The following is an 18,298-nucleotide window of genomic DNA, read 5'->3' as shown; positions in this document are numbered from 1 at the left end:
ATATCCGTCAATTCTGCTTTCAGGATGACGGATATTTTGCTTCCTAATTATATATTTTAGGCAAAGTGACAGGCTACAAAATGCTGATCGCCCGCATCGCGGTATACCGGAATCTCTGTTTTACAACGTGCTTCTGCCATAGGACAACGTGTATGAAACTTGCATCCTGAAGGCGGATTGGCCGGAGATGGGATGTCTCCTTTCAACACAATCCGTTGTCTCTTGATCGTGGGATCGGGAATCGGTACTGCCGATAGCAGCGCCTTTGTGTACGGATGAAGCGGATTACTGAACAGTTCCTCCTTGGAGGAAAGCTCTACCATTGAACCCAGATACATCACACCAATCCGGCTACACAGATGCTCGACTACACTTAGATCATGCGAGATGAACAGATAGGTCAATTGGCGTTCCTGCTGCAAATCACTTAACAAGTTAATAATCTGGGCCTGAATAGACACATCTAGAGCAGATACCGGCTCATCAGCCACAATAAAATCAGGATTCAAAATCAAAGCCCTTGCAATCCCGATCCGCTGACGCTGGCCGCCAGAGAACTCATGCGGATACCGATCATAATGATACGAGGATAGCCCACAAATATTCAGCGTTTCATTGACCTTCTTCCGCAGCTCACTACGATCAATCAACCCGTGATCCAGCAACGCCTCACCAATGGCTTCACCGACCTTAATTCTCGGATTCAGTGAGCTAAAAGGGTCCTGAAAGACGATTTGCAACTTCGGACGAAGCGCACGAATCTGCTCTTTGTTTAACGCGTGCAAGTCTTCACCTTTGTATCGTACCGATCCCTCTGTCTTATCCATCAATCTAAGAATCGTGCGTCCAATCGTACTTTTGCCACAACCCGATTCTCCTACCAGACCGAAGGATTCACCCTTATGAATGTTAAAGGATACATCATCGACTGCTTTCACATGTCCGACAGTACGCTGAAAAATCCCGCCTGTGATCGGGAAATACTTTTTCAGCCCTTCCACTTGAATCAAAGGCTCGCTCATATCCGTTGCCCTCCTTCTTTCTCATATAGCCAGCAGGCAACCTTATGACCATTCTCCTTTTCATTCAAAGGAGGAGCCTGATCCTTGCAGATTTGCATACAGTGGGAGCACCGATCATGGAAATGACAATTTTCCCCCAACTCAATTGGGTTTGGAACCTGTCCTGGGATGGAATACAGTCGATCCATTTTCTGATTAATGACGGGCTTCGCCTTTAATAAGCCTTGAGTATATGGATGCTGCGGATTTTTAAACAGCTCAATGACAGGCGCCTCTTCAATGACGTTTCCAGCATACATAACGACCACATAATCAGCCATTTCTGCCACGACACCCAAGTCGTGCGTGATGAGCATAATGGACGTTTTAAGCTTATCCTTCAAATCCCGCATTAAATCCAGAATCTGTGCCTGAATCGTAACATCCAGTGCCGTTGTTGGTTCATCCGCAATCAATAACTTCGGATTACAGCTTAATGCGATGGCAATCATGATCCGCTGGCGCATACCGCCACTCAATTCATGAGGATAGGAATGGAATATTTCTTCCGACCGCGAAATCCCCACCAAATTAATCAGCTCAATTGCCCGAGCATGTGCTTCTTTTTTACTCATTAATGTATGCATCAGCAATGGCTCCGTGATCTGTTCCCCAATCGTAAGCACGGGATTCAGAGAAGACATCGGCTCCTGAAAAATAATCGAGATGTCATTGCCGCGAATTTGCTGCATTTGACCTTTATTGAGTTTTAGAAGGTCCTTGCCCTCAAACCAGATTTGTCCGTCTGAGGTGTGGGGAGAATCAATCAACCTCATCATCGTCATCGCAGTTACACTCTTACCGCAACCAGATTCTCCTACCACACAGAGCGTTTCACCCTCACGAATTTTAAAACTGACGTCATTGACCGCTTTGACAGTTCCGTTAGAGGTATGAAAGTGGGTTTTCAGGTTACGAAATTCAATCAAAGCATTTTCCATAAACGTTCGTCTCCTACTTCTTCATTTTAGGGTCCAGCGCATCACGCAAACCGTCGCCAATCAGGTTAATCGCTACAACTGTAATTAGAATACACATTCCCGGTGGGACCCATATCCAAGGCCGTTTGCGGAAGTCAATTAGGTTATTTGCAGCCGATATCATGTTCCCCCACGAAGGTGTGGGCGGCACAACGCCGATTCCCAGGTAACTGAGCGCAGATTCTGTAATAATCGCACCCGCCACTCCAAGCGTAGCCGTAACAATAATGGTAGGAATCGTGTTCGGCAGCAAATGTCGGAATATTTTGCGGCGGTCTCTCAAGCCTAGCGCTTCCGTCGCCTGCATGAACTCCTGTTCACGCAGCGTAAGAATTTGCCCCCTGACCAGACGGGACAAGCTAGTCCAGCTCAAGACCCCGATAATGAGCATCAGAAAATAAATGCGATTCGACGGATCGACCTTCAAATCCGACAGAACAGCACCTAAAATAATAAGCAGCGGTAATGTAGGGAGTGCCATGAAAATATCGGCAATCCGCATAATAACCGTATCCACGCCTTTACGATAAAACCCTGCCAGCGCACCCAACGTTGCTCCGATCATGACCGAAATAAACGTGGCAACCAGTCCCACCGTCAAGGAAATACGGCCGGCCAGCATTGTACGCAACAAAATATCTCTACCAAACTTATCTGTACCAAGCCAGTACTTAGCATTAGGCGATAAATTTTTGTCAGCTAGCTTGTAATCATCTAAATGATAAGGTGAAATCATCGGTCCAAAACTACAAATGATAACCATCAGAATTAATATAACGAGACCAGCCAAAGCCAGACGGTTTTGGTTAAAACGGCGAACGGCGATTCTCCATGGAGACGCTTCAGGACGGATCGCCGCCTTTTGATTCGTTTCAATCGTGACTGTTTCTGCGGACAATAGTATCCCTCCTACTTCAAGCGAATTCTTGGATCTGCCATGCCATACAATACATCAGAGAGCAAATTACCGATAAGCGTAAGTAACGCTAAGAAAATCGTGAAGCCCAACATAAACGGATAATCCCGCATACTAATCGACTCCAGATAGACCTGACCCACACCCGGCCACACAAATACTTTCTCCAGAATCATCGCCCCACCAAATAAGGCCGGAAGCTCGAAGCCGAGTAGTGTGATGGCTGGAATCAGTGCATTGCGCAGTGCGTGCTTGAAAATAACCGTACGTTCCTTCAAGCCTTTGGCGCGTGCGGTACGAATATAATCCTGACGAATGACCTCCAACATGCCTGTACGGAAATACCGGGTCAGACTTCCTGTGCTCAGCATCGTAAGTACGAGTGTCGGCAGGAACATATGCTTGAGAACATCCACCATATAAGCCCACGAGCCTGGCTCCATCCCTGCTGTGGTCATGCCCCCAACCGGGAGAATCCCCCACTCTAGGGCAAATATTTTGATGACCAATAGACCAATAAAAAATGAAGGCAGCGACATACATAAGAAAATGAATAATGTGACAAACTTATCGAATAACGAATATTGAAACTTGGCTGAAAATACTCCTGCAATAACCGCAATCAGCCAGCTAAAAATAAGACTAAAAAAAGCGATAATAAATGAGTTCCATACATAATTGCCAATGACCTTCGTTACCGGCTGCTTATGCTGTAATGAATCCCCCATATTCCCCTTTAACATATTACCGGCCCATATAAAATAGCGTTGGTACTCCGGTTTATCCAGCCCGTAGATATGTCGTAGCTGCTGCGCCTTTTCGGCCGTCATATTCGGGTTCTGCTTGGCTGTAATATAATCACCCGGCACCATGGCTGAAATCGCAAATACGATAATGGATATGCCAATAAGTGTGGGGATGAGTTGCAGCAGTCTTCGAATAATGTACTGCTTCATATTCATTCCTCCAGACGAATAAAGTGATATGCCCAGCTCGTGAGAGCTGAGCATACGATTGGCAACCCTTATTGAGCGATCTGAGCGTTATGCAGAGTGAACTCAAAATCTTTGTATGGCGTAATTTCTAAGCCAGATACACGTCCATTAACTGGCCACATATCTCTGCGTTGGTACATAAAAATAGTTGGTAGATCTTTGTTCAGCTCTTGATAGAGCTGTTTGTAAATCAATTTGCGTTTCTCTTGATCCAGTTCATGCTTACCAGCAAGCGTTAGTTCATCGACCTTCTTATTGGAATAGCCGATATCATTTTGTGCACCATTCGAAATAAAAGTCGTTGTATCCGGGTCTGGTGTTAAGCCCCAAGCCGCGAAGAACATATCAAACTTGCCTGTGTCCTTTTTATCCATAATGGCGTTAAAATCTAAAGTTTCGGAAGTCAGCTTGATGCCTAGCTCCTTATAGTTATTGGACATGATCGGTAGCAAGGCCTCTACTACTGGGTTATCAGCAGTCGCAGAGAAGTTAATGGTCAACTTTTCTCCGTCCTTTTCGCGAATTCCGTCAGCACCAACCTTCCAGCCTGCCTCATCCAGCAAAGCCTTCGCCTTAGCTGTATCAAATTCATATTTGTTGATACCTTCATCCGTATAAGACCAAGATTCTGTAGATTGTGGAATGTTAATAACATTCGCATATGGACCATACACGCCCTGCACAATCTCCTTACGGTTTAAGCCAATCGTTAGAGCCTGACGTACTTTAGGGTCCTTAAATTTCTTTTCCTTATGATTAAACGCAATATATCCATAGCCGTTTGTCGGCATAATATTCACGTCCAAGAAGCCCAACGCCTTTAATTCCTCTACATTGTCTTCAGTAACTGTGATGTTGTCCATGTCCGTTTCACCTGTTTGCAGCATAGACAGGTTTGTTTCTTCTGTTGTTGTTTTGAAAATAACTGACTTCACTTTTGGTGCGCCTTTGAAGTAGTTTGGATTCGCATCAAATACGACTTGTTGACCCGGGGAGAAGCTCTTCAGTACATACTGACCAGAGCCGATTGGCTTATTATTAAGCGCCTTGATGCTGTCCAGGTTACCCTTTTTGAATCCTTTTCCATAATAAGCTTCTGGCATGAAGTATTGCTCACCCAGAAAATCCTTTGTATACGCTGTTGCTTCTGTAACGGTTACCTCTACTGTGTTATCATCAATGACTTTGATACCAGAGATATCATTCGCCTTGCCATCGTGATACTCTTTACCGCCTTTAATCTTAAAAGATAATACATCTGTTTCTCCGTCATAATTTGGATCATGCAGTACCTTGAGGACAAAAGCATAATCCTTCACTGTTACTGGGGTACCGTCACTATACTTCACGCCTGGTTTCAGATGGAATGTATATTTTAGACCATCCGGCGATACATCTACCTTGTCAGCCAAACTATTTTCATATGTACCATCCGCCTTCACCTGTAAGAAGGAATCAAATACTGTTCTGACTACATATAAATCGTAAGTCGTTTGCCAGAATAGCGGGTTAAATACCCCTTTAGGTGATGTCATACCTACTACAATGTTATCTTTCCGATTAGTCGCCCCCGGAGGATTTTGCGTCAGATCAGTCGCTTTAATAACACCCTCCGTAACAGGTGCACTTCCTTCATTTCCCTCTGTTTTATTGTCCGCATTGCCTTGCTGTGGCTGTGCCTCATTAGCACCTCCGCTACATCCTGCAAACAGAACACCAACGATCGTAAGCATCATAAGCAAAGAAACCCATTTCTTCGTCTGCATCATCCTGTTAATCCCCCTTAGTCGGTTCTTTATTTAACAGCCTGTCTCATTCCTGCGGTGATTCATTAAAGCTTGAGGTTTGAAAATGAAGTTGCACATCCTCCTTACTGTCTTAATAGCGTAAACACGTGTTTTAGACCTCTGGTCAATTTCGTGCGCTAACAACCATTACATTTTTATTAAGGTTTATCTTAAGTGTAAAATAATATCACGTCAATATCTTTTTTTATGTAATATAAAAATGCAAAATATCTATTTATGTAAAGTTTATGAATTTTACTTGTGGAAAATGACAAAAAAACAGGATTTCATGTAATATAAAATAACATTTCAGAAGGCCGAAATGTTTACTCTGGCGAGTTGGGGAGCTTGCAATTTCACAAGCCATTAAAAGGTATACTATGGTTTATGGGTAAACATGGATTGTATTATTAGTAAGTTACAATAGATGGCACTTGTTGTCAATATAAAAAATCACGAAAAAAGACGCTCCCGGGATCGGGAACGTCTCTTTTTTCCACCCACTACTATTCAGTAGTGTAAGGAAGCAATGCGATTTGACGGGAACGTTTAACAGCGATTGTCAACATACGTTGATATTTCGCACTTGTTCCAGTCACACGACGAGGAAGAATTTTTCCACGTTCGCTAATGAATTTTTTAAGCAGGTCTGTATCTTTATAGTCAATGTGAGTAATTTTGTTCACAGTGAAGAAACATACTTTACGACGTTTGTTGCGACCACCACGACGAGCTGGTCTTTTGTTATCGTCTCCGCCTTCTCTTTGTCTGAAGCCCATTCTTTGTCAGTCCTTTCCCAATTAAAATGGTAAATCATCATCCGAAATATCGATCGGTTTTCCGTCATCGGAAAAAGGATCCTGATTGTTTCGCGAGTTATTATTCCCGCGTCCACTATTGCTGTTACCGCCTCCGAAAGGAGACTCCTCACGCGCAGCTCCACCGCTATTGCCGCCACCGTTACCGCCATCGCGGTTAGATTCCAAGAAACGCACATTATCAGCTACAATTTCAGTCACGTATACACGTTTTCCTTCATTGTTCTCATAATTACGCACCTGAACACGGCCTTCAACAGCCGTTAAACGACCTTTGCGAAGATAGTTAGCGCATGTTTCAGCAAGCTGACGCCAGGTTACGATCGGCAAGAAATCCGCTTCCCGTTCGCCGCCTTGACTCGTAAACGGACGGTCTACAGCCAGGGTGAACTGGGTTACTGCTACACCAGACGGTGTATAGCGCAGCTCTGGATCTTTGGTCAAACGACCGATCAGAATGACACGGTTCAACAATCCAATCCCCTCCTTTGAGCGTTGTTCATTACATAATCACGTACAATAATTAAGCTACGTCGTTCGTAATGAGATAACGAATTACTTCGTCAGAAATTTTCATGATACGCTCAAGCTCAGTAACAACAGCAGGTTCTGCTGTGAAGTTTACCAGAACGAAAGAACCATCACGGAATTTCTTGATCTCATACGCAAGACGGCGTTTAGTTACATCGTGACTCGTAATTTCGCCACCGCCGTTAGAGATGATACCTTGGAATTTATCGACTGTCGCTTGAACAGCTTCTTGTTCAATGTCAGGACGAATAATATACATCGCTTCATATTTGCGCATTCTTTACACCTCCTTATGGACATAAGGCCCTCAATCTCAGTTGAGAGCAAGGAACGAGCCTAAGCTCGCACTAAAACAGTTTACCAAATCCAACAACTGAATGCAACCTACAAATTCAATACACAAGCCTAAAACGGCTAAAAACACTGCATATCATTAGCTATATACAATTTTATAGAACATCAAAAATTTTGCATATATAAAGGAAATCATTTGATTCACTCACTATCTGTATACACGGTTTCGCATGTTTCTGTTCAAGACAGCGCACAATAACCGTTGCAGTCCAAATTCATTTATCTAAGGAGGCACCACCGTATGGGTGAAAAGACTGAGTTCGAACCAGGAGATAAGGTCCCAAACGACGGCGTATACATGGAGGTCGGAGAAAAGAGCTTCCATACTGAAATCCAAAACCCACAGCAAGTAACGCTGGAAAGAGGCGATTCTTTTCCCAAAACCGCCAACCATAATCGCAAATGGAAGAAAAAAACGAAAGCTCGTGTCCACTAATGTATATTTCCTCGGAATCCTGGCCATATTATGATTAGGCGGTACAACAGAGAGGTGTGGTTCCGTTGGACGACGTAGCCGGACAAACTGTTAGGAGATCCATTCCGGGCATTAGAAGCGTTAGGTTTGTGTAAAAGGACACTGTCTTTTCAACACTGGTATTGCTGGTCAGTACACCGAGTTTCATGATGTGATTGGACAGATCGTATCCTGTTAAAAATGTATCGCCTACGATGGAGGACCTTTGTGGTCCTCCTTTGTTGCATTATCGGACTTTTTGCATATCCTGGTAAAATGCAGATTAATTCAGCTCCTTCTGCTAGAATATATCCAAGTACAAAGACCTACTATCTACGGAGGTTTAAAGATGAGCTATTCTCGAATATTAAAGTGGATATCAGGTATATTCGAATTGGTGCTTGCCGTACCGATTGTGGGGGGAGCTATTGTCATGGGGACCGGCTACTCGGCTCTGGGATTTATGCTTGTCCTGCATGCAGTAACACTTATCCTGTCGTTACGCAATCAGGAGGCGATCTACGGCTCTGTATGGGGAGTACTCACTTCTTTGCTGGCCTGGATACCCTTTGTAGGCTGGGCTCTCCATTTGATTGCAGCGATCCTTCTGATGATCTCTGGCTCAAAAAAAACAAAACGCTATCATTACCCGCCTAACCAGCTATAACAAAAGAGTGCTCCTACCGGCAATGTTTCTCTGCTGTCAGGAGCATTTTTTGCTGTAACGATATCTCTCAGAAGGAACAAACTAACCCTTGTCTTTTACAAGGTCGAGCTGTACGTCTCCCCTTTCTCGCAGACACAGCAATTCATCGAACAGGAAAGTAAGTCCGCTTTTGTCTCTCCAGTTTCTGATGATGTCCGATACTACCTCCATCAAATCACGCCGAATCCCCTCTGCCAGTTGTAATCCTGCACTGTCACCATCAATGAACAAATGTGTGTGTTCCAGCTGCTCCAAATTGCGTACCTGACGCAGACATAGCACACCATTGTCCAGATAGAAGAAGTAGCATCCTTTATATAGACCCCTTCGAATATCTCATACATATGCGGCAAATCATACGGCCCGTATACCATCGAAGCCCATTCCAATCCCAACGATTTACTCATACATCGTTTCCCCTTTCCTAATGAAAATAAAGTTATCCTTCTTTCCAAGTAATATGGAGCAAAAGTATGTAAACCTAAAACCAATAAAACTTAATAAGTACTACTTTATTAGTAATATAATGTTAAGAAAATAGTACTACTCGGTGAGTAGTATGTCAATAGGATATACGAAAAAAGTTTTACGATATATGTAGTGTAGGATATAATACAAATAACTAATTTAGTAATTTTGTAACCCACAATATTTCCTTAAGGAGGCTCATTAACGTGAGTCAAATTCATTTTAAATTGAGTGAAACACTAGAAATGATTGGAACTACACGTAACAAGATCGCGGTGGAATCGAAAACAAGACCTGCTACAATTCTTGATTTAGCAAGTGGCGATACAAAAACCATTAAGCTGGAAACCTTGGTTAATATCTTAAATGCGATAAACGAAATCGCCCGTAGCCACGGCTTGGAACAAACATTTGGTATTGAAGATATCATTCAGTACGTCCCTCAAAGCACAGAAAATACGCGCTAATCCACTTTGGGATAGCGCGTACTTTTTTTAATAATATGATTCTTACCTTCCAAAAGGCATAAATCCCTTCTAAGTTCTTTACTTCGTGGACACGTTAGCCGCATATATACCTTCAAAATATCTCCCACAAACAAAAAATCCCCTACGTCACAGACGTAAGAGATTGGTTTATTAAATGAAGTTAGTGGCGGAAAGAGTGGGAGTCGAACCCACGCACGCCTTGCGACGCCTAACTGATTTCGAGTCAGCCCCCTTAGACCTCTTGGGTACCTTTCCGCAGCAAGGATAATTATATCATCATTGCAACTGTGACGCAAGCTGATTCTGGTTCATCGCCATTCATCCTTCTTGGCTCAATTCGCTTCCGTGTTTTGCTCGTCGGCGTTGGCCTTTGATCGCAGCACTTTCTTCATATTCTTTTCGAACTTGGCACGCGGAATCAGCACACTATGCTGGCAACCGACACATTTGATTCGAATATCCATCCCCATGCGGATAATTTCCATTTCATTCGTTCCACACGGATGAGGCTTCTTCATCTGTACAATGTCCCCTAGTTCAAATGACTTACGCTCCACCCTTCTCTCCCCCTTTTCTTCCTTGCTCATCTTCTTTTTCTAGGGTTATCGCCGTCTCCAAGGCGGCCTGACGATGTTCCTCATCCTCTAGGGCCTTCTTGATGTTATTCTGAATATCACGCTCTACCACAGCCCCTGTATTCGGCATACATTCTGCCACAACACGCACAATATACTCTGAGGTGGTCATGGACTGAACCCCTAACACATCTGGTATATTAAGTATCTGTACATTGGACTCCTCAATGCCTTCGATTGCCTGTTTTACCAAACTAACTGCTTCCTCCAGGCTCCGCTCGGCCTTCATTGGCACATCCACTACCGCCAACGCGTTGGACATGGAGAAGTTCGTTACCGTTGTAATTGAGCCGTTTGGTAAAATGTACACCTCACCTTTCCAGCTCACCAGTCTGGTTGTACGCAGCCCGATCATTTCCACTGTACCCTTGAAAGTACCTGTCTGAATGACGTCTCCTACGGCAAATTGATCCTCAAAAATAATAAAGAATCCGGTAATTACATCCTTAACCAGGCTCTGTGCCCCAAAACCAACGGCCAATCCAAGCACTCCAGCTCCAGCAATCAGAGGGCCGAGATTAATACCCATTTGCGAAAGCACCAGCATAATTAAGATGAAATTAAATACAATATTGGTTACATTTTTCAGTAGTTCCCCAACAGTCGTTAAACGCCTTGTATTCAATCGGAATCTGCCGTTATCTCCTTTTTGTTGCATCGACTTATCTATAATTTTATTAATAACTCGAATAAAGATACGCGTGATGATAAAAATAATCGCGATTTTTAAAATTACAAACAAAAAGGTCGACCACATCGCACTATCGGTAAGCCATTTCCATACAACATCCTTCCAGTGAATCGCACCTTTCACTACGTCATCGGTTTCTAAATTACCGGCCAACCAATGTATAAAGGTCATGCTGTATTCCTCCTTAAATAAGGGAACTACTCTTCCTGCTTCCCGAATTCTATTTCCTACTATATAAGCTTATCAACTGACTTCAAACATATGGCTATGAATAATCTACTTCCTTCGAGTATAAAAGCACAAGTTTATCCATATACTAGCTACTATCTTGAGAATAAATGTTACCCGCAGGCTAATTGTTATTCTCCAAGGTACAGCGAGCGCAACCTTCACACTCCATTACAGAGCGAAAGGAAGATTCCATGACTCATCCATCTGACTTCATTCCGGAGCAAGAACCCCTAAGCTTAAAAATATCACACACAGACCCCGGGATCCAATCAGCCATCATCCATCGTCTGCTGTTCCATCTGCATCAGGCGCCGAGTCTGCAAAATATCGTCATTATTTGCATCGGCACCGACCGTTCTACTGGAGATTGCCTGGGTCCGCTCGTAGGTACGCATTTATCACGCTACAAAAGCCCTCTGTTTAACCTATACGGTACATTAGAGGAGCCTGTACATGCTATGAACCTGCAAACGACGCTGAATGGCATACAAGCCCGATATGAACAGCCTTATATCATTGGTATAGATGCATGTCTTGGACAAACCTCCAGCGTTGGATGCATTCAGGTTTCAGATGGTCCTCTCAAGCCTGGAGCAGGTGTAAATAAAGAATTACCGCCGGTCGGCGATATCCATTTAACTGGTATCGTTAACGTCGGCGGCTTCATGGAATACTTCGTGCTGCAAAATACGAGACTAAATTTGGTAATGAAATTATCAGATATCATTGCTGGCAGCCTATACTCCGCAATTAAGGAGTGGCATTACCGTTCTGTCCTGCTTGCTGCGCAAGAGTAACGGCTTCTTTTTCTTCAGGTGATAAGGAATAGGTGGATTGTCCCGCTTCTAGAGGCTTGGCATACACATATGAGCCATCTCGGTTATAAATGCCGGTTAATACCATACCATCCTGATTGTCGTCTACAATAGCCAGGGAAAAGCTTAAATCGCTTCCTCTCTCACCAAAGGCATTATAGCGTTTGATACCTATATGTCCCTTCAAGCCAGCCAGTTTACTACGTAATGATTTCATACTTGCACGATGGGTTTCCTGCTCATCCTCAATCGTATCCATCTGTACCTTCAAATCAATCAGCAGCGTTTCCAAATTCTCGACACCGCTGCCTGCCATCATGGTTTCATACTTTCGCCGCATCTTCTTCAGCTTTGCACCCTGCACGATAATAACAATCAACAGGATGAGCAAAATAAGCACGATCCCTGCAACGATTCCGGCAAGCTGTTCCATGATTAGTCCATTCAATTCAGCCATATGCTTGCTTCTACTCCTCTACCTCAAAAATCATGTTACTGCATACTTATATTTTATACGTTTGAGAACAGCGAAACAAATAACACAAGGCTATTAGTTTATCCATCATAACCATTCTAATTCCTGCAATTCCAGACAAAGCAAAGACATATCTCACTTTCCATTTTGCTCAAGGAGACATGTCCATATTTCAACAAACTACTGTAATAGCTCCAGTAATCTTTCCAAATCCTGCTGGCTGTAATAATTCAATTCAATTTTGCCTTTATCCTTATTGTGCTTGATCTTTACAGTTGTTTTAAAGCGTTCACGCAGGGACTCTTCCATATGGTCAATATAGGGGTCCTTTTTTCGTACCTTTGTTTTGGCTTTCGCCTCACCAGGCTTATGATCCAACTGCTGTACAGCTTCCTCCAGTTCGCGAACACTCCACTGCTGTTCAATACATTGCTGTGCTAACTGTTTCACCATGTCTGGATCTTTGAGCCCAACAATAGCTCTAGCATGTCCCATAGACAATGTTCCACGTGAAACATGATCTTTAACTTCTTCAGGCAATGCGAGCAAGCGAAGGAAATTGGCAATATGAGAACGTGATTTTCCCACTTTCATGGACAACTCTTCCTGAGTTAAAGAAAACTGATCCATTAATCCCTGATAAGCTACTGCCACTTCCATTGCATTCAAATTCTCACGCTGTAAATTCTCAATCAGGGCAATCTCCATCACCTGCTGATCCGTAAAATTGCGAACAACTACAGGTATAGTCGGATTCCCACAAAATTGAGAAGCCCGAAAACGTCTTTCCCCGGCTATGATTTCATATCCTCGCAATACACTACGTGCAATAATAGGTTGGATAACACCGTGCTGACGAATGGATTCGGCTAATTCCTTAATGGACTCTTCATCAAACGTTTTTCGAGGCTGGTACGGATTCGCACGCAACTGGCTGAGCGGAATGTCAACAACCTTATCCTCTTCATTGACTGTAAGGGAGGGAATGAGTGCATCAAGTCCTTTTCCCAACCGTTTACTCATAAGATACCACTTCCTTTGCCAACTCAATATATACCTCTGCCCCACGGGAACGGGGATCATACGTAATAATGGACTGGCCATGTGATGGTGCTTCGCTGAGTCTCACATTGCGTGGAATAATCGTCTGATAAACCTTGCTTTGAAAATACTTTTTCACTTCTTCAATCACCTGAATACCCAAGTTCGTGCGGGCATCAAACATGGTTAACAACACACCTTCAATTTGCAATGAGGTGTTCAGATGTTTTTGCACTAATCGCACGGTATTCAACAATTGACTTAATCCTTCCAATGCGTAATATTCACACTGGATTGGAATAATGACTGAATCGGAAGCCGTCAATGAATTGAGCGTCAAAATACCCAGCGATGGCGGGCAATCAATTAATATATAATCATAATTATGCTTAACGAGTTGAAGCGATCTTTTTAATCTCAATTCACGAGAAATGGTCGGCACCAGTTCAATTTCCGCGCCTGCTAACTGAATGGTTGCCGGAATAATATCTAGTCCTTCAACCTGTGTACTGACAATAGCTTCGCTAGGATCAACCTCGTTAATGAGTACATCATAAATGCAATTTGCCACATCCGCCTTATTGATACCCACACCGCTGGTTGTATTACCTTGCGGGTCGATATCCACGAGCAATACCCTTTTGCCGAGGGAAGCAAGTCCGGCGCCCAAATTAACGGAAGTAGTTGTTTTGCCTACTCCGCCCTTTTGATTGGCTACGGCTATTATTTTTGACACTTCATTCACCTCATAATTTAATCGGAATCCTGCTACACTCCATGATTGCAAAATGCTCTATGGAGACGTTACTTAGTCCTTAACTTACGGATAACGGCAATTTCAGAATAGAATTGAGTATGCTGCGGTTTTATTCGGCGTTAGACAGAAAAAGCGGCAATTGCTGCCGCCTGTACGCTTCATCCCTTACTTACGTTTGGGAATTTGAATGACAATCTCATAGTGATCCTCATGATCAGATTCCTTGGTTTTGATATCCAAGCCTGAGCCAGACACCATATCAATGGATTGACGTATCGTATTCAGCGCAAGCCGGACATCCTTGGTAAAGGAAATCCGCTTCGATTTCTTATTGGTGGATACTTGTTTATAAAAGGCAACTCGTGCCTCTGTCTGCTTCACATTGAGTTCTTTGGAAATGACTTCATCTAAAACCTTGTACTGTAGTTCTTCGGTCTCTAATGACAATAATGCACGAGCATGACGCTCGGACACCTTCCGTTCCATTAGAGCCTCTTTCACTCTCTCCGGCAGATGAAGCAGCCGTATCTTGTTAGCAATAGTGGATTGGCTTTTACCAAGTCGTTGAGCGAGGCTTTCCTGGGTGAGCTGATGTAGATCAATCAGCTTTTGGTAAGCTACAGCCTCTTCAATCGCAGTTAACCCTTCCCGTTGAAGATTCTCAATCAACGCGATGGATGCAGCTTGTGAATCATTAAACTCACGAACAATGGCTGGAATAGTTTCCATACCCAGCTTGGTGACAGCTCTCCAACGACGTTCCCCTGCTATAATCTCATATTGTCCATTACGGAAACGAACGACAATCGGTTGAATTACACCATGCGTCTTAATGGTCTGGCATAGCTCATCAATCTTCTCGTCGTCAAATATGGTACGGGGCTGATAAGGACTGCTGACAATATCCCGAACTGGAATTTGTTTTATTTCGTCCCCAGTAGATCGCTCCGTCAAACCAAATAGCTTGGAAAATTGTTCTTTCATTCCGTATAATACCACCTAATTTCATAATAGCACCATACTAACAGCGCTTCGTGAAAAACAGTTCCTTACGCGGATCGTAGACCCTTTTATATGAAACAGCGCCGTAAGCGGGTACACTCCACGTACTCCCCTGACATTTGTTGTCCCACTCCCCTATATGTATATCTGAATTCATGGGTACAGGAGCAGTCAACTTACATTAAAACGATTATCTCTATTCTATCACTTTTCCAGCCATAATCCTATCGTCTCTACCAGCTTTTCGGAAGGATAAGAGAATAAATTATGCATCCTCTTTGATAACTATCAGCCATCCTCCTCCCCAAATGTAAACAAGAACGTATGTTAGCAAAGAGTCTTTTATGTAAAGAGTCTATCAGCCATAAAAAAAGTGAATGTTTCACGTGAAACATTCACTTTCTTTCAAACATTTACACTAACGGCGTCTTCAAAGGAGTACCCGGCTTACGTGGATATTTTCGTGGTGTCGCCGCTCTTTTCTCAATAATAATCATATGTCTGGCTGCATCTTCAACAGGTAGCTGGAAGGCCTGAACATGTTTGATTTTTCCCTTTAGCTCTTTCAAGCTGTAGGAAGCTTCCTTGATTTCCTCTGTAGGATCACTGCCCTTCATCGCGGCAAAGTGTCCTCCTTCACGGACAAACGGCAAACAAAATTCATTCAATACTGCGAGACGAGCAACCGCTCTGGCTGTCACTAGATCATAGCTATCGCGGTATCCTGGTTTACGTCCCAATTCCTCTGCCCTGCTATGAATCAGTTCAACATTTTCCAAACCCAACTGTTCTACCACATGTGCCAAGAATTGTATACGTTTATTCAACGAGTCTACAATAGTCAACTGAATCTGCGGAAAGCATATTTTCAAAGGAATGCCCGGAAAACCTGCACCTGATCCAATATCAGCTAGGCTTTCCACATCTTTTAACGGTACATAAAAGGCCAGGGAAAGAGAATCATAAAAATGCTTGGTGTACACTGCATCACGCTCAGTAATACCCGTCAGGTTCATTTTTTCATTCCACTCAACCAGCACACGGTAATATGTTTCAAACTGCTCTAACTGACTGTCATTAATCACAATACTATGCTCTGCCAGCCGCTGCTTAAATTGCTGTTGTATCGCGTCCATTATGATCCCCTTGCTGCCGTTACGCGGTTATAATGCTCCAGATAAACCAGCAAAATGGAAATATCCGCAGGAGTTACACCCGAAATACGGGATGCTTGGCCAATCGACATCGGACGGATCTTTTCAAGTTTTTGCTTGGCTTCAATGGCCAGTCCTTGAACTTCACTGTATACAATATCCTCTGGGAGCTTCTTCTTCTCCATCTTTTGCAGACGCTCAACATGCATCAATTGCTTTTCAATGTAGCCCGCATACTTAATTTGGATTTCCACCTGCTCCTGTTCTTCCTCAGTAAGAGCTATAGGTGAAGGTGAGATTTGTGCTACTTGCGCATAACTGATCTCTGGTCGACGCAGCACCGTTAACAAATTACTTCCATCCTGTATTGGTGCAGATCCACCTTGCTCCAGCATCTCATTTATATCAACCGGACGAACCTTCGCCAAGCGTAAACGTTCAATCTCTTGCTCTACCTTTTGCTTTTTATCCAAAAAGCGCTCGTATCGTTCATCCGTAATTAGGCCAATATCATGCCCGATCGGAGTCAATCGCAGGTCGGCGTTATCATGACGCAACAACAGACGATATTCTGCACGTGACGTCAGCAAGCGATACGGCTCATTCGTACCCTTCGTCACGAGATCGTCAATCAGAACCCCAATATAGCCTTGCGAACGGTCCAATACGACAGGCTCTTTGCCCTGCACCTTGCGAGCTGCGTTAATACCTGCCATAATCCCTTGACCTGCAGCTTCTTCGTAACCGGAGGTACCGTTAATCTGACCTGCTGTGAACAAGCCCGGGACTTTCTTCGTTTCCAAAGTAGGCCATAACTGCGTAGGTACCATTGCATCATACTCAATAGCATAGCCATTGCGCATCATCTCTACCTTTTCCATCCCCGGAATCGAACGAAGCACAGCTAATTGCACATCCTCTGGCAAGCTGGTGGACAAGCCCTGAACATAGTATTCAGATGTGTTTTTACCTTCAGGCTCCAAAAAGATTTGGTGCTTAGGCTTATCACTGAAACGTACCACCTTATCTTCAATAGATGGGCAATAACGTGGTCCCGTTCCTTCAATCAGACCAGAGAACATGGGTGCACGGTGCAAATTATCATTAATAATCTGATGCGTTTCTATTGAAGTATATGTCAGCCAGCAAGGAAGCTGTTCATTATCCGATGACTTCGTTTCATAGGAAAAGAACTTCGGTTGATCATCACCCGGTTGTATTTCCGTTTTGCTAAAATCAATCGTGTCCTTATGCACACGTGGCGGCGTTCCTGTCTTAAATCGAACTAGATCAAAACCCAGCTCTCTCAAATGCTCAGACAATCTCAACGAAGGCTGTTGATTATTTGGACCACTCTCGTACATCAGCTCGCCCATAATGATTTTTCCGCGCAGATAAGTGCCTGTGGTCAGGACAACTGCTTTACTTCGATACTCTGTGCCCGTCTTCGTAATTACACCTACGCAATGGTCGTCTTCCATAATCAGCTCTTCAACCATACCTTGGCGTAAGGTCAGATTCGGTTCCTTTTCCATCGTTTCCTTCATCGTATGCTGATAAGAGAACTTGTCTGCTTGTGCACGCAATGCATGAACCGCGGGACCTTTACCAGTATTCAACATTCTCATTTGGATAAACGTCTTATCGATATTCCGACCCATTTCGCCGCCCAGTGCATCAATTTCTCGCACCACATGCCCTTTTGCAGGACCGCCAATAGACGGGTTGCAGGGCATGAAAGCGACCATATCCAGGTTAATTGTGATCATCAACGTGCGACAGCCCATCCGTGCTGCTGCCAAGGCTGATTCTACGCCCGCATGGCCCGCGCCTACGACAATTACGTCATAGTCGCCTCCTTGGTAACCCATACCTTTCTTACCTCCTTATACATTCCGGTCTTCACGCCGAATATGCTCTTGTATATATAACGATAGTA

The 18,298-nt window shown here is 43.7% G+C and carries 20 protein-coding genes, 1 tRNA gene and 1 pseudogene; 4 read left to right on the top strand and 18 right to left on the bottom strand.

All coding sequences use genetic code 11. The annotated features are described in order from the left end of the window. Window positions 1-56: 56 nt before the first annotated feature. From NLX82_RS13105 to rpsF, 8 genes are all read right to left on the bottom strand, one after another. Window positions 57-1,022, bottom strand: coding sequence for an ABC transporter ATP-binding protein (locus NLX82_RS13105; RefSeq protein ID WP_013312795.1), 966 nt, complete (start codon window positions 1,020-1,022; stop codon window positions 57-59). Next, window positions 1,019-2,002 carry an ABC transporter ATP-binding protein gene (locus NLX82_RS13100; RefSeq protein ID WP_023991142.1) on the bottom strand — a complete coding sequence of 328 codons (984 nt, stop codon included), beginning with the start codon at window positions 2,000-2,002 and terminating at the stop codon, window positions 1,019-1,021. Before NLX82_RS13100 ends, NLX82_RS13105 begins: the two co-directional genes overlap by 4 nt. 13 nt (window positions 2,003-2,015) lie before the next feature. Next, window positions 2,016-2,939, bottom strand: coding sequence for an oligopeptide ABC transporter permease (gene opp4C / locus NLX82_RS13095; RefSeq protein ID WP_013312797.1), 924 nt, complete (start codon window positions 2,937-2,939; stop codon window positions 2,016-2,018). 11 nt (window positions 2,940-2,950) lie between these two features. Then, complete coding sequence (locus NLX82_RS13090; RefSeq protein ID WP_023991143.1) at window positions 2,951-3,913, bottom strand: ABC transporter permease; 963 nt, start codon at window positions 3,911-3,913, stop codon at window positions 2,951-2,953. A gap of 68 nt (window positions 3,914-3,981) precedes the next feature. After that, window positions 3,982-5,721 carry an ABC transporter substrate-binding protein gene (locus tag NLX82_RS13085; protein WP_071557987.1) on the bottom strand — a complete coding sequence of 580 codons (1,740 nt, stop codon included), beginning with the start codon at window positions 5,719-5,721 and terminating at the stop codon, window positions 3,982-3,984. 524 nt (window positions 5,722-6,245) lie between these two features. Continuing rightward, window positions 6,246-6,518 (bottom strand): 30S ribosomal protein S18, encoded by a 273-nt coding sequence (gene rpsR, locus NLX82_RS13080; RefSeq protein ID WP_013312800.1) that lies wholly within the window; start codon window positions 6,516-6,518, stop codon window positions 6,246-6,248. A gap of 21 nt (window positions 6,519-6,539) precedes the next feature. Then, on the bottom strand, window positions 6,540-7,031 hold the full coding sequence (ssb, locus tag NLX82_RS13075; protein WP_013312801.1) for a single-stranded DNA-binding protein: 492 nt from the start codon (window positions 7,029-7,031) through the stop codon (window positions 6,540-6,542). Window positions 7,032-7,080: 49 nt separating this feature from the next. Next, entirely contained in the window at window positions 7,081-7,365 is a 285-nt protein-coding gene (gene rpsF / locus NLX82_RS13070; protein ID WP_013312802.1) for a 30S ribosomal protein S6, read from the bottom strand. Between the two features lie 318 nt (window positions 7,366-7,683). Here rpsF and NLX82_RS13065 point away from each other — a divergent pair, with 318 nt between their 5' ends. Together NLX82_RS13065 and NLX82_RS13060 are read left to right on the top strand one after the other, a co-directional pair. Continuing rightward, on the top strand, window positions 7,684-7,878 hold the full coding sequence (locus tag NLX82_RS13065) for a YjzC family protein (RefSeq protein ID WP_028540980.1): 195 nt from the start codon (window positions 7,684-7,686) through the stop codon (window positions 7,876-7,878). A 367-nt stretch (window positions 7,879-8,245) separates the two neighbouring features. Continuing rightward, window positions 8,246-8,563 (top strand): hypothetical protein, encoded by a 318-nt coding sequence (locus NLX82_RS13060; protein WP_013312804.1) that lies wholly within the window; start codon window positions 8,246-8,248, stop codon window positions 8,561-8,563. An 81-nt stretch (window positions 8,564-8,644) separates the two neighbouring features. Here the strand turns inward: NLX82_RS13060 and NLX82_RS13055 are convergent. Then, window positions 8,645-9,009, bottom strand: a pseudogene (locus tag NLX82_RS13055) (hypothetical protein). Between the two features lie 267 nt (window positions 9,010-9,276). On the opposite strand from NLX82_RS13055, the gene NLX82_RS13050 reads away from it, so the two are divergent. Then, window positions 9,277-9,537: a hypothetical protein gene (locus NLX82_RS13050; protein ID WP_028540982.1), complete on the top strand. Its 261-nt coding sequence runs from the start codon at window positions 9,277-9,279 to the stop codon at window positions 9,535-9,537. A gap of 185 nt (window positions 9,538-9,722) precedes the next feature. On the opposite strand, the gene NLX82_RS13045 is transcribed toward NLX82_RS13050, so the two are convergent. The 3 genes from NLX82_RS13045 to NLX82_RS13035 all read right to left on the bottom strand — a co-directional run bounded on the left by NLX82_RS13045 (window position 9,723) and on the right by NLX82_RS13035 (window position 11,055). Then, a tRNA-Ser gene (locus NLX82_RS13045) sits at window positions 9,723-9,813 on the bottom strand. Window positions 9,814-9,890: 77 nt separating this feature from the next. Beyond that, entirely contained in the window at window positions 9,891-10,115 is a 225-nt protein-coding gene (locus tag NLX82_RS13040) for a DUF951 domain-containing protein (RefSeq protein ID WP_025723137.1), read from the bottom strand. Then, window positions 10,105-11,055, bottom strand: a complete 951-nt coding sequence (locus tag NLX82_RS13035) for a mechanosensitive ion channel family protein (protein ID WP_025723136.1) — start codon at window positions 11,053-11,055, stop codon at window positions 10,105-10,107. The genes NLX82_RS13040 and NLX82_RS13035 overlap by 11 nt, the downstream gene beginning before the upstream one ends. 251 nt (window positions 11,056-11,306) lie before the next feature. Between NLX82_RS13035 and yyaC the strand changes: the two genes are divergently transcribed. Beyond that, window positions 11,307-11,912: a spore protease YyaC gene (yyaC, locus tag NLX82_RS13030; RefSeq protein WP_023991150.1), complete on the top strand. Its 606-nt coding sequence runs from the start codon at window positions 11,307-11,309 to the stop codon at window positions 11,910-11,912. Here yyaC and NLX82_RS13025 read toward each other — a convergent pair. The 6 genes from NLX82_RS13025 to mnmG all read right to left on the bottom strand — a co-directional run bounded on the left by NLX82_RS13025 (window position 11,866) and on the right by mnmG (window position 18,230). Beyond that, a complete protein-coding gene (locus NLX82_RS13025) occupies window positions 11,866-12,387 on the bottom strand; it encodes a DUF4446 family protein (protein WP_023991151.1) in 522 nt (173 codons plus the stop codon). The genes yyaC and NLX82_RS13025 overlap by 47 nt on opposite strands. Before the next feature lie 198 nt (window positions 12,388-12,585). Then, window positions 12,586-13,428, bottom strand: a complete 843-nt coding sequence (locus NLX82_RS13020) for a ParB/RepB/Spo0J family partition protein (RefSeq protein WP_013312809.1) — start codon at window positions 13,426-13,428, stop codon at window positions 12,586-12,588. Continuing rightward, on the bottom strand, window positions 13,421-14,182 hold the full coding sequence (locus tag NLX82_RS13015) for a ParA family protein (RefSeq protein ID WP_023991152.1): 762 nt from the start codon (window positions 14,180-14,182) through the stop codon (window positions 13,421-13,423). The genes NLX82_RS13020 and NLX82_RS13015 overlap by 8 nt, the downstream gene beginning before the upstream one ends. Before the next feature lie 186 nt (window positions 14,183-14,368). Then, entirely contained in the window at window positions 14,369-15,187 is an 819-nt protein-coding gene (noc, locus tag NLX82_RS13010; RefSeq protein WP_068939317.1) for a nucleoid occlusion protein, read from the bottom strand. A gap of 431 nt (window positions 15,188-15,618) precedes the next feature. Beyond that, window positions 15,619-16,341, bottom strand: a complete 723-nt coding sequence (gene rsmG / locus NLX82_RS13005) for a 16S rRNA (guanine(527)-N(7))-methyltransferase RsmG (protein ID WP_028540983.1) — start codon at window positions 16,339-16,341, stop codon at window positions 15,619-15,621. Beyond that, window positions 16,341-18,230, bottom strand: coding sequence for a tRNA uridine-5-carboxymethylaminomethyl(34) synthesis enzyme MnmG (gene mnmG, locus NLX82_RS13000; protein WP_023991154.1), 1,890 nt, complete (start codon window positions 18,228-18,230; stop codon window positions 16,341-16,343). The genes rsmG and mnmG overlap by 1 nt, the downstream gene beginning before the upstream one ends. Window positions 18,231-18,298: the final 68 nt, after the last annotated feature.

The sequence above is a fragment of the Paenibacillus sp. A3M_27_13 genome, assembly GCF_024213315.1.
Taxonomy (GTDB): Bacteria; Bacillota; Bacilli; order Paenibacillales; family Paenibacillaceae; genus Paenibacillus; species Paenibacillus polymyxa_B.
The sequence above is the reverse complement of the archived record's forward strand: the minus strand, read 5'-3'. Positions and strand labels throughout refer to the sequence as shown.